This is a genomic window from Thiothrix caldifontis (assembly GCF_900107695.1).
GTDB classification, from domain to species: Bacteria; Pseudomonadota; Gammaproteobacteria; order Thiotrichales; family Thiotrichaceae; genus Thiothrix; species Thiothrix caldifontis.
The window spans coordinates 1-23,645 of sequence record NZ_FNQP01000003.1; the positions used below are offsets into that span (position 1 = coordinate 1).

Here is a 23,645-nt window from a genome sequence, read left to right on the forward strand (position 1 = left end):
AAGTCAAAGTCGCCTCGCGGTTTCCAGAAGTGCCAACGTATGGCGAATTTTGTGTGAAATCTACGTCAAATTACTGATTATCCTCATCCAACACTGGATCATGCTCACCGGATTGTGGGAAATACCCCAGCGCAGCCTCACCAAAGGTGTTCAAGCCATTCAGGAACAGGCTTCCCATCTTGCCGCCTGCATCGCTGAGCGACGCAGCTTGATAAAATGCCTCAAGCAACTGGCAAAACTCTTCGCTTCTTCAACCGCTTGCCGACAAAACAAACGGAGGAAAAAACCTAATAATTGGATGAGATTACAGCAAGTTAGGGAATGGAGGGCTTAAAGTTGATGCGTATAGGGAATGGTGAGCACCGGGCCTGCCAGCGTTTGCGTACCCGGCCAGCTTTGTTCGATGCTTTGATACGCTTGAGAGCGCCAACTTTCGCGTTCACCCACTAACCCTAACATGAAGGCTTGCGGGATCAGCAATAAAATAATCAGAAAAGCGATGAGTGCGAGTTTGAGGTAGTAACGCTGATTCGACATGAAAGACTCCTTATGATGACAGGGCGAGTGTCATCATAAAGAACAATAATGCAGGATTGATGGGGGCAATGTGGAAAAGCAGCGGAGTTTGGTGCAGCTTTCGTGCAGTGGCAGGCTCGCCGGATTAATCGCGCCGCAATGCCTTTGGTAACACAAACGATACGTTTTCGGTGATGCCTGAATCTTGTACTCGCACCTGTGCGCCGTGTGCTTGCAGGTGGGCAATTACGCCTTCCACCAGCACTTCGGGGGCAGATGCGCCAGCGGTTACACCGACGCACTGCTTGCCTTCCAGCCATTCGGCACGGATGTCTTCCGCGCCATCAATCAAGTAAGCGGGTGTGCCGCGCTTTTCGGCAATTTCACGTAAGCGGTTGGAGTTAGAACTGTTGGGCGAACCAACCACCAAGATCATATCGCTTTCATCCGCGAGCTTTTTCAGCGCATCCTGACGGTTTTGGGTGGCGTAGCAAATGTCGTCTTTTTTGGGGCCAATGATGGTAGGGAATTTGGCACGCAAAGCGTCAATCACGATGGAGGCGTCGTCCACCGATAAGGTGGTTTGGGTGACGAATGCCAGTTTTTCGGGGTTATTCACCACCAGTTCTGCCACTTCCTGCGGGGAATCAACGCGGTAAACTGCGCCGCCGAAAGACGTATCGTATTGCCCCATTGTGCCTTCGACTTCGGGGTGATTTTTGTGACCGATGAGGATGGTTTCGCGCCCTTCGCGGCTGTAACGCATCACTTCGATATGCACTTTCGTCACCAGTGGGCAGGTGGCATCGAATACTTTCAAGCCACGGCGTTTGGCTTCTTGCTGCACCGCGAGTGATACCCCGTGGGCGCTGAAAATGACGGTGGCATCGTCTGGCACTTCGTCGAGTTCTTGCACGAAAATCGCGCCTTTTTCCCGTAAGTTGTTCACCACAAAACGGTTATGCACGACTTCGTGACGCACGTAGATGGGCGCACCGAGGATTTCCAAGGCGCGGTCAACGATTTCGATAGCGCGGTCAACACCGGCACAAAAGCCGCGTGGGTTGGCGAGAATGGCTTGCATGAAGGGAGTCCCCATCGGTCGTTTGTTACAGGAAAACTAAGCTACGCTATTCGCTTTACCATCGCAACCTTGTAAGATACGCGCACCTTTAGTGTTCAAAATAAAAGCGAGTGCATCCATGCTCCACGCTCACCTTTCCCCAGGGCCGCTACCGTCGCGTATGCAGTTGACCAAAGACGGCAAGTTGAAACACTTTCTGACTATCGAAGGTTTGCCGCCGCTATTGTTGGAAGAAATTCTTGATCGCGCCGAACAATTCGTCACATTGCCGAATAAACAGCAGAAAAAAGCCCCCTTGCTGCGCGGCAAAACGGTCATGAACCTGTTTTTCGAGAACTCCACCCGTACCCGCGTCACGTTTGAAATCGCCGCGCAACGCTTGGGCGCAGATGTCACTAACCTCGATATTCGCACCTCATCCGCCTCCAAGGGCGAAACCTTGCTGGATACGGTGCGCAATCTGGAAGCGATGAACGCCGATATGTTCGTGGTGCGTCATGAACACGCGGGTGCGGCGCATTTCATTGCCCGCTACTGCGCCCCGCACATCAGCGTGTTGAACGCGGGCGATGGGCGGCATTCGCACCCCACCCAAGCGATGTTGGATATGTTCACCATCCGCCAAAAAAAGGGCAGTTTTCAGCCTTTGAAAGTAGCGATTGTCGGGGACGTGCTGCATTCACGGGTGGCACGTTCGCAAATCCACGCGCTGACCACGTTGGCAACTGGGGAAGTGCGCGTGGTTGCGCCGAAAACACTCGTGCCTGCCGGAATCGAGAAAATGGGCGTGAACGTGTTTCACCACATGGAAGAAGGCATTGAGGATGTGGATGTGGTGATTATGCTGCGTCTGCAACGCGAACGGATGCAGACCGCCTTGCTGCCCTCCGAACGCGAATTTTTTAAGCTCTACGGCTTGACCGAAGAACGCCTGCAACTTGCCAAACCTGATGCGATCGTGATGCATCCCGGCCCTATTAATCGCGGCGTGGAAATTGATTCGCGGGTCGCGGACGGAATGCAGTCGGTGATTTTGGAGCAAGTTACCAACGGTATTGCGGTGCGCATGGCGGTGATGTCAATGATTATGGGTTCACAGGGAGGTGCAGCATGAGCTTGCTGATACGCAATGCACGGGTGATTGACCCCGCTAGTGGGCTGGATGGGCAGCGCACTGTCCTGATCGACGGTGGGCGGATTACCGCGTTGGCAGAAGCCTCCGCCGCATTTTCTGCCGATGAAACCATCGACGCGCAAGGCTTGTGGGTATTCCCCGGTGCAGTGGATTTGGCGGCGTGTTTGCGCGAGCCGGGGTTAGACCATAAAGCCACCCTCGCCAGCGAAACCTTTGCTGCTGCCAGTAGTGGCATTACCACGTTGTGCTACCAGCCTGAACCGGGTGCCAATTTCGACAATGCAGCGCAGGTCAAACTGATATACGACCTCAACCGGCGGGCGCACTACGCCAATGTTGAAGTGTTGGGTAATTTGACTCAAGGCTTAAAAGGTCAGCAACTCAGCAATATGGCAAGCCTGAAACGCGCCGGTTGCGTGGGCATGAGCAATGGGCGGCAGCCATTCCATAGCCTGCAAACCTTGCGCCGTGCAATGGAATACGCTGCCACTCATGACTTGACCGTGTTCATTTACCCCGTGGAACACGCACTGGCTGCGGGTGGCTTTATGCACGAAGGTGAAGTATCGGCTCGCTTGGGCTTGCCTGCGATCCCATCTGCTGCGGAAACGGTGGCGGTGGCGCAAACCTTGGCATTGGCAAGCCATACCGGGGCGAAAGTGCATTTCTGTCGGTTGTCTGCGAAACTGAGTGTGCGCCTGATCCGGCAAGGCAAGGATAGTGGTCTCGACATTACGGCTGACGTGGCTGCCCACCAACTGTTCCTGACGGATATGGATGTGAGTGATTTCAACCCGCTGTGCCACGTGATGCCGCCGTTGCGCTCAGCACGTGATTTGGATGCATTACGTGAAGGGTTGGCGGATGGCACGATTGATGCGATTTGTTCCGACCATCAGCCGCACGAAGTCGATGCTAAACTGGCACCTTTCCAGCAAACTGAACCGGGCATTTCGGCACTGGAAACCTTGTTACCGCTGACCTTACGCTTGGTGGAAGACGGGGTGTTGAGCTTGCCAGAAGCCTTGCGTAAGATCACCGCAGGCCCCGCGACTATCATTGACAGCGAGGCAGGGCAGATCAATGTAGGTGCTCCGGCTGATTTGGTGCTGTTTGACCCATCCGCCTTGTGGGAGCTGGATCTGAATACGATGCACAGCAACGGGCGCAATTCGCCGTTTGGTGGCTGGAATTTTAACGGTGCGGTGAAACGCACGTTATTGGCAGGGAAGACGGTGTTTAGCAGCTAACGACCCCACAAACTCGACAACGGCACTGCCATGAGCTTTTCGCCCAATGGCAGTGCTTCCGTCCCATCGTACAGAATCACACCTAACTTCATGGCATCGCCTGCCAAACCCGCCAGCCGTTTCAGCCCGCGCAGGTCTTTTTCGGTGAGCGTGGCGGAGGCTTTAACTTCCACGCCGATCAGTTCACCCGCTCTGTTTTCCACCACAAAATCGACCTCATACTGGTTAGTATCACGGTAATAGAGGATTTGGTAATCCGCTTGCGCCCAGGTACTGTGCTTGAGCAATTCGGCATACACAAAAGTTTCCAGCAATGCGCCGAACAAAGTGCGATCACGTTTGAGGCTATCCACCGTCAACCCCCGCACAGAAGCCAGCAAACCGGAATCTATAAATTGCAGTTTGGGGGATTTGAGGACGCGCTTGAGACGATTACCCGCCCACACCGGAATGCGTTTCAGCACATACATCTGCTCGAAAATGCCCATGTATTTATTGGCTGTTTTGGCATCCATCCCCATTTGTGCGCCTAACTGACTGTAATTGCAGAGTTGCCCTGCCATTTCTGCCAATGCGCGTAGAAAAAGGGGGAGTTGCCCCAACTTGTCGATGGTGGCAATGTCCTGCACGTCGCGTTGGATGAGTGCATCAAGATACTGACGATGCCATGCCTGACGGCGGCGTGGATTCGGGCGGGTTAAGGCTTCAGGATAGCCGCCCTGCAAAACGGCTTCCATCAGGTCATCACCCAGCAGGGGTTGAGTGGTCACAGGGATGTTTCCCGCAAAGATAGCATCTAGCCAACAGCTTGTTTGATAATGGGTTTCCGCCTGAGCAAACGGGTACAAGGGAAGGGTTTCCATGCGTCCTGCCAATGAATCCGCTACTAAGGGCAACGTCATTAAGTTGGCAGAACCCGTTAGCAGGAAACGCCCCGGTCGGCGGTCTTCATCCACGGTCTTTTTGATCGCCAGCAACAGTTGCGGCGCACGCTGGATTTCGTCAATCACTGCCCGATCAAGAGTACGGATAAAACCGACTGGATCTTGTTGCGCCGCCAACAGGGTAAGGTTATCGTCCAGTGTCAGGTAGCGCATCCCAGTGCCTGCTAATTGGCGTACCAACGTGGTTTTTCCTGCTTGACGTGGGCCAGTAATCAATACTACGGGTGTATCAGCTAATGCTTCTTGTACGTGTGTTAGCAGTAGTCTGGGGTATAATGAGGCGTTATTCATGCGATACCTACGTCGTAAGATTAGGATTAGTATAGCGTGAAATCAGGATTATGTTGCCCTACGATCAGGAATGAAATGGATGTTTTTTGATGTTTGATATTGCGCTTTACCAACCCGAAATTCCGCCGAATACCGGCAATATCATGCGCTTGTGCGCCAACACTGGCTGCCGTTTGCACCTAATCCATCCGCTAGGTTTTTCGCTGGATGAGAAGCAAGTCAAGCGGGCGGGAATGGATTACCGTGATTTAGCCGTGGTGCAAGAACACGAGAATTTTGCCGCGTTTAACCTAGCGATGCAGGGCAAGCGCGTGTTCGCGCTGAGTACCAAAGTGAGTACGCGCTACAGCGATGCCGAGTTTCAGCCGGGGGATGTGTTGTTGTTTGGCCCTGAAACGCGGGGTTTGCCAGAAGCCTTGTTGTTGAGCCTGCCGGATGAGCTGACGTTGCGCGTACCGATGCTGCCGGATAGTCGCAGTTTGAATTTGTCGAATACCGTAGCAGTCGTGGTGTATGAGGCATTGCGTCAACAACATTTTGCGGGATTAGGCTAGACTCGACACATGAAACTACTACGCCGTATCTTACCCGCTCCTGCTCATGACCCCGGTTGTGTTGCCACCATTGGCAATTTCGATGGTTTGCACAAAGGGCATCAAGCGGTTATCCAACATGTTGAATGGAAGGCGCAAGCTTTGGGTTTGCCTGCAACGGTGATCAGTTTTGAACCGCTGCCGATTGAGTTCTTCCGCTCGCCGCCACCACCGCGCATTTATGCGTTGCGTGACAAATTACGCTTGCTGGAAGCGATGCAGGTTGAGCGCTTCGCTTGCCTACGTTTCAACAAGCAGCTTGCTAATATGGAAGCAGAAGACTTTGTGCAACATATCTTGCTGGATGGCTTGAAGGTGCGCTATCTGGTGGTGGGCGATGATTTCCGCTTTGGCAAAGGGCGGCGCGGCGATTACCACTTGTTGCAAGCCATGGGGGCAATAGCCGGGATGCAGGTGGTGGATACGCCGACATTTCTGCACGCCGATGAGCGGGTCAGCAGTACCCGTATCCGACTGGCATTGAGTACGGCAGAATTGGGTTTGGCAGCGGAATTATTGGGCAAACCTTACCGGATTTCAGGGCGCGTCCGCCACGGTGACAAACGTGGGCGCACCATTGGTTTTCCCACGTTAAACATGCGTGTGCCACAACATATTGCGTTACGCCGTGGGGTGTATGCAGTCAAGGTGTACGGGCTGGGTGAGGAAACCATCAACGGCGTGGCAAATCTAGGCACACGTCCGTCGGTGCATGGCGTGGAAAACCGGCTGGAAGTCCACCTGTTCGACTTTGCCCAACAGGTGTACGGTAAGCATATTTGCGTAGAACCCGTGGCATTCATCCGTGACGAAATGAAATTTGCGTCACTGGATGCGTTGCAAGCCCAAATTGCGCGGGATGCTGTACAGGCACGCCATGCCTTAGCATGACGCACCTGCAAAACGGTGTTGGTGTCCTTACTCGGCGCGAGTGGTGGTTTCGTAGATACCATCACCGTTGGCATCTAAGTCTAACCATTCAAACCCACTGACCGAGCGGATACGAATTTTACTGTTGTTGGCACCACTCAGAAGCGTTTCCCCAGTCGTATCACTAGTGCTCCAAGGTGTTGGGGTCGTGATATTCACGCAGCCCTCTACTCCTTCACACAATTGACCTGAGAACGTGATATTGCCTTGGTTAACCATGAGGACGAGATTATTTTCTAACAACTGTAGCCCGCCTGCTTTGCGGGTTATGTTAGAAACAGCGGTGAGCTGCCCGTTGTAATGGTCAACGGCAAATTGTTGTACGCCGGTTTCGGTGTAAGTAACGCCGTTATATAACGTGCTGCCCGTTCCACTGACGGTAAAGTCAGTAATTTTCAGTAAATTCGTGTCAAATTTGTTGATCGTTAATGTGCCAACACTGTTGATAACGACATCATCTTCTGCACACTGGTTGTGGGAAACGTTTAATGTTCCGGTGTTGGTTTGGTCATTCAGTGTGCCGCTAATGGTGATTGAGCCACCATTGGTGCAGGGTACACTGTCATTAATCGTCCGTGCTTGATAGTTCTGGTTTGCGATGTATTCATCAATCGCCCCTGCCAAGCGTGCATAACGTTGGGATAAAAGGGCGAAACTGGTGACGCTTGGGTCGCTGGATTTTGCCGCTAATTCACTGGTTTCACTTAAATTCAGCAAGGACAATTCAAGCGCACTGTAGAAAAGTTGCTGATTGTTGCTATTTAAGGCGGCGAGTGTGCGTGCGCCGGTGTAGGCGTTATTGGCAGTTGCTGCACTGCCGGTATCGCTACCGCCGCAGGCGACGAGGGTGCTGGTTAAGGTTAACAGTGTGACTGCGTAAATGTGTTTAATCTTCAGATTCATTGTTATGTCCTGCCCTTAAAATGGATTAAATAATGGCGAGCACTTCCTGATGCGCCGCTTTGCTTAGACGTGCCCCGAACACGGTTACGACTCGCGCTGCGGATAAACTCGCTAGTTTCCCTGCTTGCGCATTATCCATGCCTTGGGTGACGCCGTATAAGAATGCACCTGCAAACATATCACCTGCCCCGTTAGTGTCGACCGCTGTTACTGGATGTGCCGCAATTTCAGTGCGCCCAGTCTCATCGACGACCAATGCACCTTGACTGCCCAAGGTTATCACCAATTTCCCTGCATAAGGCTTAATTGCGCGAATGGCTTCTTCCAGATCATCTTTGCCGGTAAAGACACTAGCCTCTTCGCGATTGCAGAATAAAATATCTGCACCATCGCCCAGCATCTCATCCACACCACTACGGAAGAAACGCACCATTGCCGGGTCAGAGAATGTCATCGCCGTTTTTACCCCATGCTCCTTGGCGACTTGTCGGGCTTTTAAAGCGGCTGCTCGTGATATATCTGAGGTCACCAAATAGCCTTCGATATACAAATAGTTGGATTGCTTGAGTTCATCCAAGTGCAATTCGGCTTCGGAAAAGTCAGCAGTAATCCCCAAAAACGTATTCATGGTGCGTTCCGCATCGGGTGTCACCATAACCATACACTTGCCCGTTACGCCTTCGCTGGCTCCACGCACCTGATCAAGGCGGGTATTCACCCCAGCGGCGTGTAAATCATGCATGTAAAACTCGCCAGTTTCATCATTCGCCACTTTACAAGCGTAAAACGTTTTACCCCCAAACTGACTAATCGCTACGATGCTGTTAGCGGCTGAACCACCACTGGCACGCTTTTTCAACCCAAAAGTGTCGGTCAAACCAGCGAGTAAGTGTTGCTGTTTCACTTCATCAATCAGGGTCATCATGCCTTTTTGGATGCCATGTGCTGCCAAAAAGTCTTCTGTCACTTCAAATTCTTTGTCCACCAGCGCATTGCCAATACCGAATACGTCGTATTTCATCGTGTCCCCGTCAGATTATTGCTTGAAAATGCCTTGTACCTTATCTAGGTTTTCTTTTCCAGCATTTACCCTGCAATCTGCTACACTGTGCCACCGTGAACCAGCTTAACGTTACACACTTACCCACAAACTTTTCCCCAGAGTTATCCACGAAGTTATCCACAGGAAAGAAGCTTATCAACACAGTGGTTTTCCCATAAAAAAAGCTGTTAGCTGTTGGTGTAAGAGGGATGTAGTCGATGCCTACATATCGTTAGTCTGGTAATTTACGCCATTTGTCGAATAAATCTGTTTTTTTAATAGTAGGTTCAGCAAGGCGTCTAAAAAAACTCAACAAGGTGTAATGGTGTCAAACCTCCTATCTTTTTATCGGGCTGGCAGACTTATCCACAATCGCTGTCAACAGGATGTTTACCTAGAGGCGATGTTTCACGTGGAGCTTGTCTGATGTCAGCACATAACATTCTGATCATTAAAACATCATCTTTGGGTGATGTCGTGCACATGCTGCCCGCGATTACTGATGCCAGCTACCAACGACCAGGGCTGAACATTGATTGGGTTGTGGAAGAAAATTTTGCTGAAGTTCCCGCCTGGCATCCATCTGTCGGGAATATTTTGCCAGTTGCCATACGTCGCTGGCGCAAACACGTGTTTAACCGAACAACTTGGCAGGAAATACGCGCCTTTCACCGATGCTTACACCAGGTGCAGTATGATGCAATTATTGATACACAGGGTTTGCTGAAAAGCGCCCTGATTGCAGCTTTCGCCCAAGGAAAACGTTACGGTTATGACCGCCATAGCATCCGTGAACCGCTGGCTAGTGTGTTGTATCAACAAGGGTTTAGTGTCGATAAGCAGCGTCATGCGATCACCCGTAACCGTCTGTTGTTGGCACATGCCTTGGGGTACAGTATTGAAACCTTGCCGCTGGAGCACGGCATTGCAGGTGGCACTTACCCTTTGCCTAATTTACCACTTCCCAGCCGCTACGTGGTTGGCTTACACGGGACTAGCCGGGTTGACAAAGAATGGCCGGAAACACACTGGCAAATCCTGCTGACTGCGCTGGCAGAACAAGGGATTAGCACCTTATTGCCTTGGGGAAATGCACGTGAACACGCACGGGCGCAACGGCTTGCTCAAGTCACTGAGGGTGTACAGGTACTGCCGCGTAGTGGTTTAGGGGAACTCGCCGCCATCATGCAGCAGGCAGTAGGGGTTATCGGCATGGATACGGGTTTGATGCATATTGCAGCCGCTTTGGATAAGCCGGGTTTGGCATTGTATCCGGTTACTCAGCCTACTTTGACTGGCGTACAGGGTAACAGCCGCAGCACTAACACCTTGGAAAATCTCAGTGGTGCAGACACGCAGGATGTTGAAGCGGTTACCCAGCGTTTGCTGAATCTGTTGCTTAGATAAACTGACCTGTGCGCAGGAAATGTTGGATATAAGAACATGTCAGTGGGGAAAACAGCATCCCTGTGTGGGATACCCGTTGCTGGATACGAACTGTTTGTGCCGGATGGTATGCTTCTGCAACACTGACCGCACCATCATTAGGTTCACCCAATAAAAAGGGTGAACCCAAACCTAATGGCAAGGTTCCGATAATCGCTCCCCATTCACGTCCAATGTTAGTAGGTATATTAACACCGGCTAAACCTGCATCCATGCTGTTACCAAATGCCAAGCCCAATAGTGGTAAGGGTTTGATCATTCGCGCAATTTTGCTGCCTTGAATCGGTGTACCTAAGGTAACGAGACGACCCGGTGGTAGTTCGGGGTGTTGACTCAACAAATGCAACGCAACAATTCCACCCAAACTGTGTGCGACGAGGTGCAGATAATCTGTGGATAAGCGTTGGATAAACCAGTATAAGCGCTCAGCATTTTGAGCAGGTGTCAGACTAACAGAGGCATAAGCAGGTACTTTGACAAGGTAACCTGCTTGCCGTAAGCGTCTTGCTAGCGTTTGTAATACCAGCGGGCGCATCCAAATGCCGTGCAAGAGCACGATGGTTGAGGTGGTAATGGCTAACCTTCCAGTTCTGCCCGCAGGCGTTCTTCCTCACGATTTAAGGCACGTCGTTGCGACAGTGAACGCCATAGTAATGCTAAAATAAACATCAAAGAAATCAACGCAACCACTAACGAGACGCGAGCTGGGGCTGGCAATTTACCATCCTTACTGCCTGATACCTGTTGTTCTAAGATGTTTTGCAAGGAAGTGCCGGGTTTCTCTGCTTTCCCTGCTTCAGTCGTTGCCGTTGGTGGCGTGAGCTGATCAGTAAAGACCGGTGCTTGTTCAGGTGGAGCCGTCGGAGTTTGGTCGGCTTCTGGGTTGGCTGCTAACGTCAGGTTGGGGGGAGTTGTGCTGCCCGGTTTTGCTGGTAGTTGTGGTGCAGTAACCGCATTACCAGGTTCGAGTTCTTTCAGACGTCCATAAAGTTCTTGGCTTTCTGCATACTGACGCTTGATGGATATGCTGGCTTCCCGCAAGGAGGCTTGCAAGTTCTGAATATGGGTATCGCGTTGCTCTAACAATTGTTTGAGTTCAGTCAGTTCTGCTTGCATAGCGGCATCGTCTTGTTGTGCTTGTGCCGGAGTGACGCTGGTAGTGGGATCGCTGGTGGCATTCGGTAGGGCTGCTACTTGTACAGACGCCGCTTCTAACTCTTTGATGCGTGCATCTTTGGCCTGTACCTGCTGTTTTAACTCGGTTAGTTCGGTTTGTAATTTAATCATTAAGTCGTTTTGCAGTTGTGCGACCTGTGCTTGTTCGGGAAGAGGCGTCGTGGAAGGTGTTGCTGCTTGCGTAGCCTGCAACGCTTTGAGTTGTTTGGCTAAGGTGGCGCTATGTTGTTGTTCTGTTTTAAGCTGACCACGTAAGCGGCGGATTTCAGCACGTAAGCTGGCAAGAGAGGCTTGTTTGCCTGCGTTTTGCTTAACTTCTGGCATAATCGGAATTTTTAGGTAAGCGCCTCTTTTTAGAAGATTAATGTCGCCATCAATAAAAGCTTGTGGGTTTTGAGCGCGGATGGCTGCCATCATTTGTGGCACGCTAACGTCATAGGAAGGGCGGCGGCGACTCGCAATATCCCACAACGTTTCATTATTTTTCACCGGGCCGTAACTGGCGGCGGCATAAGCAGGAGGTAAACTGGTGAGTAATGCCGCCAGCAGCAGCCCAGTGGCAACGGCAAGTATTTTATATTTCATGATAGTTCCGCGCAGACAGTCTAAGTTAATCTTTTATATAGACGATCCGCACGGCAAATGCCGTCGGATCATCAACAGCCCAGTTAATCATAACCTGATGTCAGCCACTCTGCACGGTTTACCGGATGGCTTGCCCCGGCATCGGTATTTCCGGTACAGACTGGTTTGCCCAGCGGCTTGCCAGCAGGTATTTAGGTTTTCCGACACCTTGTTGGGGATTCAGTTCCAGTACCGCTTCACGTTCCAGCTTTTCAAGGATTTTTTCCGCAATTTTCTGGCGTTCGGGTTTGCCAATTAAAGACGGTTGTAAACCTAATGCCTTGGTGTGATGGCGAATGACGTCAGTCACTGCATCGGTTACAGGGCGTACTGTGGGTTTGACATCGCCATTGAGGATGCGTGAACGCACTTCCATGTAAATCAGTTTGAAAAAGCGTTCGCGGGTCAGGTCACGCACCTTGGATTCTGGCGGATCCGAGCGTGAATCATCCAGCGTTGCAGTGTTGGTTTCAGCCATTACCGGGGGCATATCGGCTTGTACCGGTACGGTTTCATCTTTGATGCGGATATTGCTGGTATCGGCGGATTCGGTACGTTCTGGTGTAATCTGATTGAGGTACTGATTACGCTCTGTATTGCCGAAGTCTCTGGGGATGCCGTTAACATTGCTGCCCACGCTTGCGTCCGTATCAGGGTGGATTAATTCGCCACGGGTATCCCGCCCCATCAGGAGTAAGGCGCGTTTATGATCGGCTACGTAACTGCCCACAAAGTGAAAAGCGTATTCAAATGTACCAATAATAATGACCGAAAACAGGAAGGATGCCCAAATACCGCCTACATTAAGCAAGTCCTTAAGTAAGCGAATCATGGCGTAGTGTTTGTCTTCGTCATATTCCAGCGTTTTCGCTTGAGTAATGGCAGCACTAAGCGCAGAACCCACGACTGCCGCTGAGCCACTGGCAGCTGCTTCGGCAGCGGCAACTTCGCCCTTGGCTTCGGCAATTTTGGCATGTTCGTAGCGTTCGCATTGTTGGATGCGGGCATCAGTACGGTATTTGGCACGGCAAGCCGCGAGTTCTGCCTCGTGTCTTACCAGTGTGCCTCGCGCTGCCGCCAGTTGTGCGGTTGCGCCTGAAGGTGTTGCCGCTTGCACACTCAAATTTTGGATGCTGCCCAACGCGGCTTGAAACACGGGCGACCCTTCAGAACGTTGCCGCACAGTGGCATCCTCACGTTCCATGGATTGCGATACTTCAGAAAATAAGCCGAAAAACACTACAATGACGGTTGCTACTACAGCTGCTGGGCCTTTGTAACCACTGGCATACAAAAATGCCTGTGCGGCGGTGATCACGGCGGTAATGCCTAGTCCTAGTATCGCATTTGCCCATTGCTCGCCACTCCAATTGGGCGGATCCATTTCCCCGCCCACAAAATATTTGACGACAAAAAATGCGGAGGCGAGGAATGCAGCAAAAGCAGCCATCAATAGCCATGCTTCGGCTTTGCGTAGGTCGCCGAGGATGTCGCGCAATGATTTTGTGGTGATCAGGTGCGCTGGTCGATCCAAGTTGGTATTTGTGTTGGAATCCGTCATAATAAAACCTTCCTGTCTTTAACTATTAACCCAGTGATAGCGGGAATCTCCGGCGTGTTGAAAGCGGCAACTTTCATCACGCCATTTTTATGCTGACTGTTTCTGTCTCATGATTTACATCCAGCCAGCCAACATCAGTAATACACCTAGAAACCATAACAAGTGCCGATCTGCATGCAAGCTATGGGCTGCCACCACTGCCCCGACCAAAGCCAAGCCAATCAGCATGTAAGGTAAATGCAGCATCGCTGTTTCTATATCAATAATTTGTTCTAAACCGGGCAGCAGGATCAGCAAAGCCCATACTGCCGATGCCCAAACGACCAATAAGGCGCGGGTGACTTTCCAGACTTGTCCCCATTCTGGTTTATCGGGTATTTCCTGTATCCCTGTTGCAGGTGTTTGCATCTCAATATTCATAAGGTTACTCCTAAATTTTCTGTTTAATAACTACGGAACAAACCGACCATTTTGCCCTGTACCTGTACACTTTCCGCCGGATAGACCATCGGTTGCATCTGGCTGTTTTCAGGGCGTAATTCGATTTGCCCATCGGGTTGGCGGTACAGGCGTTTGAGAGTGGCTTCTTCACGCTCGACCAAAGCGACAACAATGTCGCCATCACGGGCATTTTCCTGTTGTTGAATGACGACGAAATCACCGTCCATAATGCCGATGTCTATCATTGATTCGCCACGTACTTCCAGCACGTAACGCCCGTTGCCACTGAAAAGGTCGCTGGGGTTGATTTCATCTTTGCCAGCGATAGCTTCAATCGGTTTACCCGCCGCGATACGCCCCGCGAGTGGTAAACCGAGGCTGAGCGGCATTTGCGGGTGACGCGCCACTGCCGTTTCAGGCATCCGGTAGGCACGCTTGCCCGCTGTGGCTTGCAGGCGGCCTTCCCGGATCAGTGCCTGCACATGTTGGTGAACGGTGCTGCGGGTGGATATTCCACCTGCCTGCGCAATTTCATCCAAGGTTGGGGCGTAGCCGTTACGGGCGTACAGGGACTGGATGATGTCCATCATCTGCTGTTGTCTGCGTGTGAGCATAATGCTGTTTCCTCATCAACAAACCGAACAAAACACGAACTAAATATACGGTTTAGTTTGGACATACGCCAATCAAAAATACTTGCCATATATTCGCTTTTTGTTCGGTTTTGCCGATGAGCGGTAGCTGTGTGATGTATGAAATGCACTATGTTGGTGTTATCACTAGTTGACTGATAAAAACTAGAGCATTGATTTTGTTAATTAAAATAATTGCTTTAATCGTTTAGCCAAGAGCAAGCCTGAATGCTATGTTTGAATAGTGCGAAGGAGGTGATTTATGAGTACACCAACGGTTCAGCATACTGATAAATCGGTATTCCAGATTCCTCAACGGCGTATGGGACGCAATGAGCGCAGTGTGCGGATGTTGCTGGCAAGCGCAGGTGTGGGGGTGGAAGGTAAACAGGCGTTTGATCTGGATGTCCATGACTCGCGTTTTTATCGTCGCATCTTGCAACAAGGCTCCCTTGGGATGGGGGAGAGCTATATGGATGGCTGGTGGGATTGTAGCAGTATTGACTCTCTCACGACCCGGCTGTTGCAGGCAAACCTTGATGAAATATTACGTCATAATCCTCAGTTTTGGTTGCAAGTATTACGTACCCGTTTGTTCAATCTGCAATCTAGCCACAGAGCCTATCAAGTGGCAGATATGCATTATAATCTTGGCAATGACCTGTTCGTTATGATGCTGGATAGCCGTATGTGTTATTCCTGTGGTTACTGGAAAGACGCCAGCGATTTAGAACAAGCGCAGTTAAACAAGCTGGATCTATTGTGCCGCAAGTTGGCATTGCAACCGGGAGAACAGGTGTTAGATATTGGCTGCGGCTGGGGTAGTTTTGCACAGTATGCTGCGAGCCATCACGGGGTAAAGGTAACGGGGGTTACGGTGTCACGAGAACAACAAGTACTGGCAGAAGAGCGCTGCCGAGGTTTGCCGGTCGACATCCGTTTACAGGATTACCGCGATATAATGGGGCAATTCGACAAGGTAGTGTCTGTCGGTATGTTTGAGCACGTAGGGTTAAAAAATTACACTGCTTATTTTTCAATGGTGCAACGGGTGTTAAAACCGGATGGTGTTTTTGTCTTACATACTATTGCGACTGATCGGCAGGTAGAGGCAACGGATCCTTGGATTGAGCGTTACATTTTCCCCAATGGTAAACTGCCCACTCTCGCTCAAATTGCATGGGCGTGTGAACCGCATTTCGTGGTTGAAGATGTGCAGAACTTTGGTACAGATTACGACACGACACTCTTGGCTTGGCAGCAGCGTTTCAGTGTTGCATGGCCAGAACTACAGCAGCGTTATACGGCACGTTTCCGCCGCATGTGGGAGTATTACTTACTAACGTGTGCGGGAGCCTTTCGTAGCAGGCAGTTGCAGTTGTTTCAGTTGGTGCTACGCCAGCGTAATCGGCAGCGCCAACGTTACGATGCGCCGCGTTAAACCTCAGATGAGCCAGCCGCACAATCCGGGCATTGCCCTTGGAGATTAAGTTCGACTTCCTCAAGTTGATAGCCGGGGGGAAGGCTAAATAGCCAAGCGGGTTGAAGATTTTCTAAGCAAAATATGTGTTCACAGTGTTTGCAATAAAAATGGGCGTGTTGCTGTGGAACCCCCATTTGGGCATTGTAACGCCAAGTACGGTCTACTCCAGCAATTTTATGCGCCACATGGTGTTCCACCAACCAATCCAAGGCACGGTAGAGGGTTACACGGTCAAAGGTGTCGCCTTGTTGTTGGGCGAGCTGTTCAATTTCCTGATGGGTGAGAGCGGTTTTGGCTTCCAGCAGTATGCTGAGTACGCCAATTCTAGCAGGCGTTACCCGACCATTGGATTGCTGAAGTAGTGTACGGGCAGTTTGTTCATAGGGGAGTGCAGTCATTCGCTCACTTTAGCACTCTTAAAGTAATCAAGGAAGTGCCGGATTCGGGCTAAAGATCCGGCACGTTACAAGCGAAATATTATGGGGGCTGATCATTTCGCCCGTCCCTGAACAACCACGTTAAGAGGAAGAGATAAGTATAACTTCCATGTTATTTTTTCATTCCGTTGGTCGTATCCTTAATGTAGCCTTAATATAAAAAAATACAAGGGTTATGGTTAAACTTTGATCGCAAATATTTTGCAAGGATGGAAGTTAAGCCCACTTTGCCGTAAAGTGTTACGCTATCATTTGGATTAGACACGCGCAGGAATCATGTCCGAAATTATTCGTATTGCTACTCGTACTAGCCCGCTTGCCATGTGGCAAGCCGAACACGTCGCTCGCCGTTTGCAGGAACTTCACCCCAACCTTCAGATTGAAATGGTGGGTATGGTGACACGTGGTGATAAAATTTTGGATAGTCCGCTATCCAAAATCGGCGGCAAGGGTTTGTTTGTGAAAGAGTTGGAGTTAGGGATGTTGGAAGGAACTGCGGATATTGCAGTGCACTCCATGAAAGATGTGCCGATGGAATTTCCTGAAGGTTTACACTTACCTATTATTTTAAAGCGCGAAGATCCTCGCGATGCGTTTGTGTCCAACCGTTACCAAACCTTGGATGAGTTGCCGCACGGGGCAGTTGTTGGCACATCCAGTCTGCGCCGCCAGACGCAAATCCGCGCCCGTTACCCGCATTTACAGATTAAGGATTTACGCGGCAACGTCAATACCCGCTTGGCGAAGTTGGATAATGGTGAATACGATGCCATTATTCTGGCGGCTGCCGGGTTGATTCGCCTTGAATTCCAGTCACGCATTACCGCCTATTTGTCCACCGAACAGAGTTTGCCTGCGATTGGGCAAGGTGCGGTCGGCATTGAGTGTCGTCGGCATGATCCACGGGTGGAAAATTTGCTGGCACCGTTGCGTCATGCGGAAACTACGGTGTGTGTGCGTGCCGAACGCGCGATGAATCACCGCCTTAACGGTGGTTGCCAAGTACCTGTCGCGGGGTTTGCTGAGTTGCAAGAGGGGGTATTGCGAATGCGCGGGTTGATTGGTTTCCCGGATGGTTCGGCGATGTATCGTTGTGAGCAACACGGTTGTGCGGTCGATCCAGAGGCTTTAGGTGTGGCGATTGCCGAGAATTTGCTGGCACAAGGTGGAGATAAAGTGCTGGCCTTGCTGGGGATTCATGCCTAAAGCACTGCATGACTTGCATGTAATGGTGACACGTCCTGCTCATCAGGCAGAGGGTTTTCGTCAACGCTTGGAGCTAGCAGGAGCTGTCGTGCAGTTATTGCCAGTGGTTGAGGTGCGTCCGCTGGAGAATCCTCAAGCGGCATTAACAACGTTGGCACAGCTATCACGTTATGATACTGCGGTGTTCATCAGTGCTAATGCGGTCAATTATGGTTTGAGCTTATTAGACATGCAACAAGGCGAAGTGTTGCAGACCTTGACGTTGGGTGCGATTGGTAAGCAGACAGCGCGTACGTTGCAGCAGCATGGTTTTACAGCGCATTGGATTCCACAGCAGGGGTTTACCAGTGAAGATTTCCTTGCTTTGCCGCAAACAAAACAATTAGCGAATCGACATATCCTGATTTTTCGAGGGCAAGGAGGGCGGGAATTACTCGCGGATACCTTGCGTGAACGTGGTGCGCAAGTGACTTACGTTGATGTTTACCAACGGGTTTGCCCACAAATCGACGCCAATCAACTGAAATCCCTTCATGAACAGCAGCAGCTTGATATAATCAGTATCACCAGTAGCGAGGGGCTATTGAATCTGCTCGTCATGCTGGGTAATCCCGATTGGATAAAAACGGTTCCCTTGCTGGTTGGTAGCCAGCGTATGTTGGCAACGGCACGCCAAGCCGGATTTACCGGAACCATCCGCATTGCAGACAACCCCGGTGATGAGGCCATGTTGCAGGCACTCCTCCATTGGGTACAGGAATTCCAACCATGATTGATAAAGCAGCGACACATGAAGCTGATGATGGGACTTTGCACACGGCAGTAGATGCTGTTGATCACCTCGGTAACGATGTTGGGTATGTTGCCCCACCAAAATCAACGGGGGCGCGTTTTGCCGTGTTTGTGTCTATTTTGGCACTCTCTTTCACTGCTATCGGTATTGCGGCGGGCTATAAGCATTGGCAGCGTATGAATGACAAAGCGCGTAGCAATGAGGCAGAAATTGCGACATTACGTGAACAGTTACAAAGTGTACCCACCAGCGATGCGCTGAATACTTTGCGGCAAGATTTGGGTGCTAAGACCGCGCAGGCATTAAGCAATAATGATCAAGCACTTCAGGAAATGGCGCGGCTACAAAATCAAACCCGCCAATTTGCGGATACGGTGGCCTCACAAGTTGAGCAGGTCACGTTCTTGCAAGCTAAAATGCAGCAAAGTGCAACACCCGCCAGCGCTAATGAATGGCAAATTACGGAAGTCGAGTTTCTGCTGCAATTGGCCGGGCGGCAATTGCATTTGGCGCAAGATGTGCGTACTGCGATTACTGCTTTGAAAGAAGCGGATGGTTTGCTAGCAAAAGTGGGTTCGGTTAATTACTTGACGGTACGTCAACAGATTGCACGGGATATTTCTGCTTTAGAAGCTGTGCCTGTCCCTGATATTGTGGGCGTTTCCCAACGTATTAATGCGCTGATGCTGGGTTTAAAACCCTTACCAGCCTTGAGTTCGACACCTGTTGCGGGAGAATCAGTGACCCTGACTGATACGACTGAGGCGGATGTGACCGGTAATTCTTTGTGGGCAGACTACAAGCGTAAAGCCTTGGAAACCCTCAACGAGGCGATTGTAATCCGTCAACACGACAAGCCCTTGCAAATGCAATTGGATGCGGATGCGCGATTACATTTGTTCCAACTTTTGCAACTGCGGCTCGAAAATCTACGTTTATTGGTGCTTCAGCGTGATCATGTGGGATTTCGTGCCCAATTGGCATTGATTCAGGAAACGCTGAGTGAGTATTACCCGTCTGATCAGGCTAAATCGGTATTGGCTGAGTTGGATGACATCGGTAAGTTGGAGTTACAACCGGTTATCCCGGATATTTCTGCCAGCCTCAAGCAATTGGAAAGTGCACGTCATGCGGAAGCCTCTAGGGTGATACAGGAAGCTGAAAGTAATAATGCTGAGACCACAGCGGTGGATACGGGGGATGAGGAGGCTAGCAAAGCAGCGAAACCTGCAAAAACCACGGACAAGGCTAAACCAGAGGGAGGCAAACGCGAATGATGTTTTACCTGATCGTGTTGCTGATCCTGATCGCTCTGATCGTGTGGATGGGGCAACTGGTATTATCAAACCCTGGCATCGCCACCATTACGTGGGGGGTGTGGAGTTTCGAGATGAAGACTGCCACGTTGGCAGCTTTAGTTCTGTTGGCGTGTGTGAGTTTTTACCTGTTGGTTAGTTTGCTGCGTCACGGCTTTGGAATGCGTCGCAGCTTCAGCCGGTTTCGTGCTGCACGTTTGGGGAGCAAGGCTAACCGGGCGCTAACCCAAGGGCTGATTCAGTTAACGGAAGGTCATTGGGATAAAGCAGAAAAATTGTTGGTGGATCATGCACCTTACAGCGATACACCGTTGCTGAATTACTTGGCGGCAGCAAGGGCGGCGCACATGCGTGAAGCTTATGAACGCCGGGATGAGTTGCTCAAACAAGCGATTGAAAGTGATAGTAAAGCCAATGTTGCGGTGGGTGTTTCGCAAGCTGAAATGCAATTCGGTAGTGGGCAGCTAGAACAAGCACACGCTACCTTAGTGCGTTTGCGCGATCTCTCCCCTAAGCATCCTTATGTGCTGAAGTTGCTGGCTAAGGTATTGTATCGGCAAGAAAACTGGGATGCTTTATTGGGTTTGTTGCCCGATTTAGCTAAACAAAACTTGTTGAAAAATGACGACATGAGCAAAGTTCAAGGTGCAACCTTGAAAGCCATGTTTCAGCATTATGCTAAGGCAGGGCAGACCGATAAGCTACAGGCCATGTGGAAAAAACTACCAGCCCTGATTCGCGAAAATCACGAAGCTATTTTGCTCTATGCCAAAGCTTTACACACCGCAGGGGATGATTTGGCATGTAATAGCTTTATCAGTAGCATTCTGAACAAACGTTGGGATGATGGTTTGGCCGATTTGTACGGGCGTATTCAGCATCACAGTCTTGGCAATACCATCCAACAAGCAGAAAAGTGGCAACTCAGTCAACCTGAGAACAACCCTGCATTGCTGTTGCTGTTAGCACGCTTATATAACCAGCAAAAATTATGGGGAATGGCAAAAAGCTATTACGAAGCCAGTCTTAATCAAGCACCAAGTAGAGAGGGCTATTTGGAGTTGGCAGAATTGTTGGAAACCATGAAAGAGCCGGAAAATGCGCAACGCTGTTACCGCATGGGATTGCGTTATTGCATCCGTAGTGAGGGTGAAAAGCTAAATTTAACCCCAACGCAACGTCCGCAGGTCAACCCGCAGACGCCGCCAGCACTAACGCCTTATAACGGTTTATAAGGGAAGACGTGCAACACCACTGTCAATCGCTGCTTGGGCGACGGCAATGGGTACACGTTCGCGTAAGCGCAGGTCAAAAGGTTTAGGAATGATGTAATCTTTTCCAAACGTTAACGATGCTAAGCCGTAAGCATCTAGTACATCTTGGGGGACAGGTTCACGTGCTAATGCAGCTAAGGTGTATACGGCTGCTTTGAGCATGTCGATATTGATGCAGCGAGCACGCACATCTAACGCACCCCGGAACAGGAACGGGAAACCGAGTACATTGTTGATTTGGTTAGGGTGATCGCTGCGTCCGGTTGCCATAATCAAGTCACTGCGTAGTGCCAAGGCTACGTTTGGATTAATTTCTGGGTCAGGATTAGACAACGCGAACACAATCGGGTTAGCTGCCATGCTATTGAGCATCTCAATACTCATGATGTCGGGGCCAGACAAACCGATGAACACATCCGCACCTTGACACGCATCCGCCAGCGTATGCTTGTCGGTATCCACCGCATAATCCCGTTTGAAAGTGTTCAAATCCGTGCGCCCGGTATGCAATACACCTTTGCTATCCACCATCAACAGCTTTTGCTTGTTCGCCCCTAATGCTGCTAGCAAATTCATCGAGGCTATCCCCGCCGCGCCCGCACCGACGCACACGATGTTGACTTCTGCCAAGGTTTTGCCCTGAAGTTCCAGCGCATTCATCAAACCCGCCGCAATAATGACTGCCGTGCCATGCTGATCGTCGTGAAATACGGGAATATCGAGCATCGCTTGTAAGCGCTTTTCGATCTCAAAACAGCGTGGTGCGGAAATATCTTCCAGATTAATCCCACCGAAAGTACCCGCAATGTTCTTCACCACGGTGATGAACTCTTCCACATCTTGGGTGGCAACCTCAATATCAAAGACGTCGATGTCGGCAAAACGCTTGAATAACAGCCCCTTGCCTTCCATGACGGGTTTGCCAGCGAGTGCGCCGACATTGCCTAAGCCCAGCACCGCTGAGCCATCGGAAATGACGGCAACCAGATTGCCCTTGCCAGTGTAACGGTAGGCCGCTTCTGGGTCTTTGTGGATTTCGCGTACTGGTTCGGCAACGCCGGGTGAATAGGCTAAGGCCAAATCCCGTTGCGTTGCGGTTGGTTTGGTGATGTGGGTGGCAATTTTGCCGGGACGTGGTTCAGCGTGATATTTCAGCGCATCTTCTTTTAACGTAGACATGGTTCCTCCGCCTGCTGGGTTTAATGTATTGGGGCTAACTGTGTGCGGTAAGCTTATTGTATGGTCTTGAGTAACTGACCGGGGCGTGGTTCACCATTCGGGAACAGGCCGTTCAGTACACGCAAATGCATGGCTGGATTGTTGCTTAAGCGACTGGAGCGTGCGAGGTTATCGAATGTATCGCCGGGGCGTGCTGTGAGCAAGCGTACCTGTACAGTTTGTCCATTACCCAGAGGTAGGCGTAAACCTTCGATTTGCTGTAAGTAGGTTTCATGACCTGCGTCGCGTGTGCCAGTACCATAGCGCCGCGCCTGTCCGATCAGTTGCTGTAAGCGTAGGTCATTGTTGGGGTGAGTGGAAAACAGGTCACGATAAGGGTCTGAACTGCCGCCTTTGAATTGATCATAGGCTTGCAGCGTGGCAATCACATTGGCCATGTTGGCTGGATCGTAGCCAGCACGGGCGAGGTATTCAGCACCTAAGCCATCTGCGTCCAGTTCTTGGTTACGGCTGTAGTTGCTTAAGCCCAGTTCACCTAGGGTTCCGATGAGATCTTTATTGCCCAGTTTTTCACTGAGAACGCTGGTGACAATGCCGCCTACCACGCCCCAAGAGGCTTGACTGACGTTATGGCGAGCAGCAACGTGACCGATTTCATGTCCGAGCACACCCGCCAGTTCTGCTTCGGAATTCAGATAAGCCATCAGGCCAGTGGTGATGTAGATGTAGCCACCGGGTAAGGCAAATGCATTGACGGCTGGGTCATCCAATACTGTAAAGGTAAACTGTAGATTGTTACGGTGGCTTTGTGCTGCCATTAACTGCCCAATACGATTGACATAAGCTTGTATAGCCGCATTTTGGTAAGGGGGCGTTTTAGCGAGAATTTCTCGGTGTGCTTGTTGCCCTGTCTGAATTTCTTCAGCCTCTGACATCAGGGAGAGTTGATTTTCACCTGAAACCGGGTTGGCAGAACAACCAGCCAGCAGTGTAGCACTGCTGAGGAGGATGCTGGTTACTAAGGTAGTTAGCCGCATATTATCGTTCTCCGTCAAAAACAAAAAAGGCGCTCTAAAGAGCGCCTTTTAATGATGCATGATTCTGGAACAGTCTGCTAGGACTTACTTGCCACCACGTGCATAACGGCTCTTGAACTTGTCTACACGACCAGCCGTGGTGCTAACCGCTTGCTTGCCAGTGTAGAAAGGGTGAGATTGGCTGGAAACTTCCACTTTTACCAATGGGTATTCTTTGCCATCTTCCCAGGTGATATTTTCACGGGTATTGACCGTGGAGCGGGTCAGGAACGCGAAGCCGCTAGTCAGGTCTTGAAAGACGACTTCTCTGTAGTTAGGGTGAATGCCGGGCTTCATGTTGAAATCCTCAAGT

The 23,645-nt window shown here is 50.7% G+C and carries 25 protein-coding genes; 10 read left to right on the forward strand and 15 right to left on the reverse strand.

Annotation, left to right across the window (positions count from 1 at the left end; genetic code table 11):
* Positions 1-70 precede the first annotated feature (70 nt).
* From BLV87_RS19200 to ispH, 3 genes are all read right to left on the reverse strand, one after another.
* The gene (locus BLV87_RS19200) at positions 71-229 is read right to left on the reverse strand and encodes a hypothetical protein (RefSeq protein WP_175517813.1); all 159 of its coding nucleotides are present in this window, start codon (positions 227-229) and stop codon (positions 71-73) included.
* Between the two features lie 101 nt (positions 230-330).
* Positions 331-537 (reverse strand): inner membrane CreD family protein, encoded by a 207-nt coding sequence (locus tag BLV87_RS02610; RefSeq protein ID WP_245706887.1) that lies wholly within the window; start codon positions 535-537, stop codon positions 331-333.
* 124 nt (positions 538-661) lie between these two features.
* Positions 662-1,600 (reverse strand): 4-hydroxy-3-methylbut-2-enyl diphosphate reductase, encoded by a 939-nt coding sequence (gene ispH / locus BLV87_RS02615; RefSeq protein WP_093065126.1) that lies wholly within the window; start codon positions 1,598-1,600, stop codon positions 662-664.
* 118 nt (positions 1,601-1,718) lie between these two features.
* Between ispH and BLV87_RS02620 the strand changes: the two genes are divergently transcribed.
* A complete protein-coding gene (locus BLV87_RS02620; protein ID WP_093065129.1) occupies positions 1,719-2,714 on the forward strand; it encodes an aspartate carbamoyltransferase catalytic subunit in 996 nt (331 codons plus the stop codon).
* Positions 2,711-3,985: a dihydroorotase gene (locus BLV87_RS02625; protein ID WP_093065131.1), complete on the forward strand. Its 1,275-nt coding sequence runs from the start codon at positions 2,711-2,713 to the stop codon at positions 3,983-3,985. Before BLV87_RS02620 ends, BLV87_RS02625 begins: the two co-directional genes overlap by 4 nt.
* Here BLV87_RS02625 and BLV87_RS02630 read toward each other — a convergent pair.
* On the reverse strand, positions 3,982-5,220 hold the full coding sequence (locus BLV87_RS02630) for an ATP-binding protein (RefSeq protein ID WP_093065134.1): 1,239 nt from the start codon (positions 5,218-5,220) through the stop codon (positions 3,982-3,984). The genes BLV87_RS02625 and BLV87_RS02630 overlap by 4 nt on opposite strands.
* An 89-nt stretch (positions 5,221-5,309) precedes the next feature.
* On the opposite strand from BLV87_RS02630, the gene BLV87_RS02635 reads away from it, so the two are divergent.
* Both BLV87_RS02635 and ribF read left to right on the forward strand, forming a co-directional pair.
* Complete coding sequence (locus BLV87_RS02635; protein WP_093065136.1) at positions 5,310-5,774, forward strand: tRNA (cytidine(34)-2'-O)-methyltransferase; 465 nt, start codon at positions 5,310-5,312, stop codon at positions 5,772-5,774.
* Between the two features lie 9 nt (positions 5,775-5,783).
* On the forward strand, positions 5,784-6,704 hold the full coding sequence (gene ribF, locus BLV87_RS02640; RefSeq protein WP_093065139.1) for a bifunctional riboflavin kinase/FAD synthetase: 921 nt from the start codon (positions 5,784-5,786) through the stop codon (positions 6,702-6,704).
* A 27-nt stretch (positions 6,705-6,731) separates the two neighbouring features.
* Here the strand turns inward: ribF and BLV87_RS02645 are convergent, their stop codons facing one another.
* The gene (locus BLV87_RS02645) at positions 6,732-7,646 is read right to left on the reverse strand and encodes a hypothetical protein (RefSeq protein ID WP_093065141.1); all 915 of its coding nucleotides are present in this window, start codon (positions 7,644-7,646) and stop codon (positions 6,732-6,734) included.
* A gap of 25 nt (positions 7,647-7,671) precedes the next feature.
* Positions 7,672-8,667 (reverse strand): adenosine kinase, encoded by a 996-nt coding sequence (locus tag BLV87_RS02650; RefSeq protein ID WP_093065144.1) that lies wholly within the window; start codon positions 8,665-8,667, stop codon positions 7,672-7,674.
* Between the two features lie 447 nt (positions 8,668-9,114).
* On the opposite strand from BLV87_RS02650, the gene waaC reads away from it, so the two are divergent.
* On the forward strand, positions 9,115-10,095 hold the full coding sequence (gene waaC / locus BLV87_RS02655) for a lipopolysaccharide heptosyltransferase I (RefSeq protein ID WP_093065146.1): 981 nt from the start codon (positions 9,115-9,117) through the stop codon (positions 10,093-10,095).
* Here the strand turns inward: waaC and BLV87_RS02660 are convergent.
* From BLV87_RS02660 to lexA, 5 genes are all read right to left on the reverse strand, one after another.
* Positions 10,088-10,690 carry a lipase family alpha/beta hydrolase gene (locus BLV87_RS02660; protein WP_093065148.1) on the reverse strand — a complete coding sequence of 201 codons (603 nt, stop codon included), beginning with the start codon at positions 10,688-10,690 and terminating at the stop codon, positions 10,088-10,090. The two genes, waaC and BLV87_RS02660, sit on opposite strands and share 8 nt — an antisense overlap.
* Positions 10,691-10,710: 20 nt before the next feature.
* Positions 10,711-11,895, reverse strand: coding sequence for a FimV/HubP family polar landmark protein (locus tag BLV87_RS02665; protein ID WP_093065150.1), 1,185 nt, complete (start codon positions 11,893-11,895; stop codon positions 10,711-10,713).
* A 118-nt stretch (positions 11,896-12,013) separates the two neighbouring features.
* Positions 12,014-13,495 (reverse strand): hypothetical protein, encoded by a 1,482-nt coding sequence (locus BLV87_RS02670; protein WP_093065152.1) that lies wholly within the window; start codon positions 13,493-13,495, stop codon positions 12,014-12,016.
* A gap of 114 nt (positions 13,496-13,609) precedes the next feature.
* A complete protein-coding gene (locus BLV87_RS02675) occupies positions 13,610-13,915 on the reverse strand; it encodes a hypothetical protein (RefSeq protein ID WP_093065154.1) in 306 nt (101 codons plus the stop codon).
* Between the two features lie 23 nt (positions 13,916-13,938).
* Entirely contained in the window at positions 13,939-14,550 is a 612-nt protein-coding gene (gene lexA, locus BLV87_RS02680; protein ID WP_093065156.1) for a transcriptional repressor LexA, read from the reverse strand.
* A gap of 280 nt (positions 14,551-14,830) precedes the next feature.
* Here lexA and cfa point away from each other — a divergent pair, with 280 nt between their 5' ends.
* Positions 14,831-16,009 carry a cyclopropane fatty acyl phospholipid synthase gene (gene cfa / locus BLV87_RS02685; RefSeq protein WP_175517814.1) on the forward strand — a complete coding sequence of 393 codons (1,179 nt, stop codon included), beginning with the start codon at positions 14,831-14,833 and terminating at the stop codon, positions 16,007-16,009.
* Here cfa and BLV87_RS02690 read toward each other — a convergent pair.
* A complete protein-coding gene (locus tag BLV87_RS02690) occupies positions 16,006-16,449 on the reverse strand; it encodes a Fur family transcriptional regulator (RefSeq protein ID WP_093065158.1) in 444 nt (147 codons plus the stop codon). The genes cfa and BLV87_RS02690 overlap by 4 nt on opposite strands.
* A gap of 315 nt (positions 16,450-16,764) precedes the next feature.
* Here BLV87_RS02690 and hemC point away from each other — a divergent pair, with 315 nt between their 5' ends.
* The 4 genes from hemC to BLV87_RS02710 are packed head-to-tail and all read left to right on the forward strand — an operon-like array spanning position 16,765 to position 21,038.
* A complete protein-coding gene (gene hemC / locus BLV87_RS02695) occupies positions 16,765-17,694 on the forward strand; it encodes a hydroxymethylbilane synthase (protein ID WP_175517815.1) in 930 nt (309 codons plus the stop codon).
* Positions 17,687-18,466: a uroporphyrinogen-III synthase gene (locus tag BLV87_RS02700; protein WP_093065162.1), complete on the forward strand. Its 780-nt coding sequence runs from the start codon at positions 17,687-17,689 to the stop codon at positions 18,464-18,466. The genes hemC and BLV87_RS02700 overlap by 8 nt, the downstream gene beginning before the upstream one ends.
* Positions 18,463-19,764, forward strand: coding sequence for a uroporphyrinogen-III C-methyltransferase (locus BLV87_RS02705; protein WP_093065164.1), 1,302 nt, complete (start codon positions 18,463-18,465; stop codon positions 19,762-19,764). Before BLV87_RS02700 ends, BLV87_RS02705 begins: the two co-directional genes overlap by 4 nt.
* Positions 19,761-21,038 (forward strand): heme biosynthesis protein HemY, encoded by a 1,278-nt coding sequence (locus tag BLV87_RS02710; RefSeq protein ID WP_093065166.1) that lies wholly within the window; start codon positions 19,761-19,763, stop codon positions 21,036-21,038. The genes BLV87_RS02705 and BLV87_RS02710 overlap by 4 nt, the downstream gene beginning before the upstream one ends.
* Here BLV87_RS02710 and BLV87_RS02715 read toward each other — a convergent pair.
* The 3 genes from BLV87_RS02715 to BLV87_RS02725 all read right to left on the reverse strand — a co-directional run bounded on the left by BLV87_RS02715 (position 21,033) and on the right by BLV87_RS02725 (position 23,629).
* Positions 21,033-22,256 (reverse strand): malic enzyme-like NAD(P)-binding protein, encoded by a 1,224-nt coding sequence (locus BLV87_RS02715; RefSeq protein ID WP_093065167.1) that lies wholly within the window; start codon positions 22,254-22,256, stop codon positions 21,033-21,035. The genes BLV87_RS02710 and BLV87_RS02715 overlap by 6 nt on opposite strands.
* A 53-nt stretch (positions 22,257-22,309) precedes the next feature.
* On the reverse strand, positions 22,310-23,293 hold the full coding sequence (locus BLV87_RS02720) for a M48 family metalloprotease (RefSeq protein WP_093065169.1): 984 nt from the start codon (positions 23,291-23,293) through the stop codon (positions 22,310-22,312).
* A gap of 84 nt (positions 23,294-23,377) precedes the next feature.
* Positions 23,378-23,629, reverse strand: coding sequence for a type B 50S ribosomal protein L31 (locus BLV87_RS02725; RefSeq protein ID WP_093065171.1), 252 nt, complete (start codon positions 23,627-23,629; stop codon positions 23,378-23,380).
* Positions 23,630-23,645: the final 16 nt, after the last annotated feature.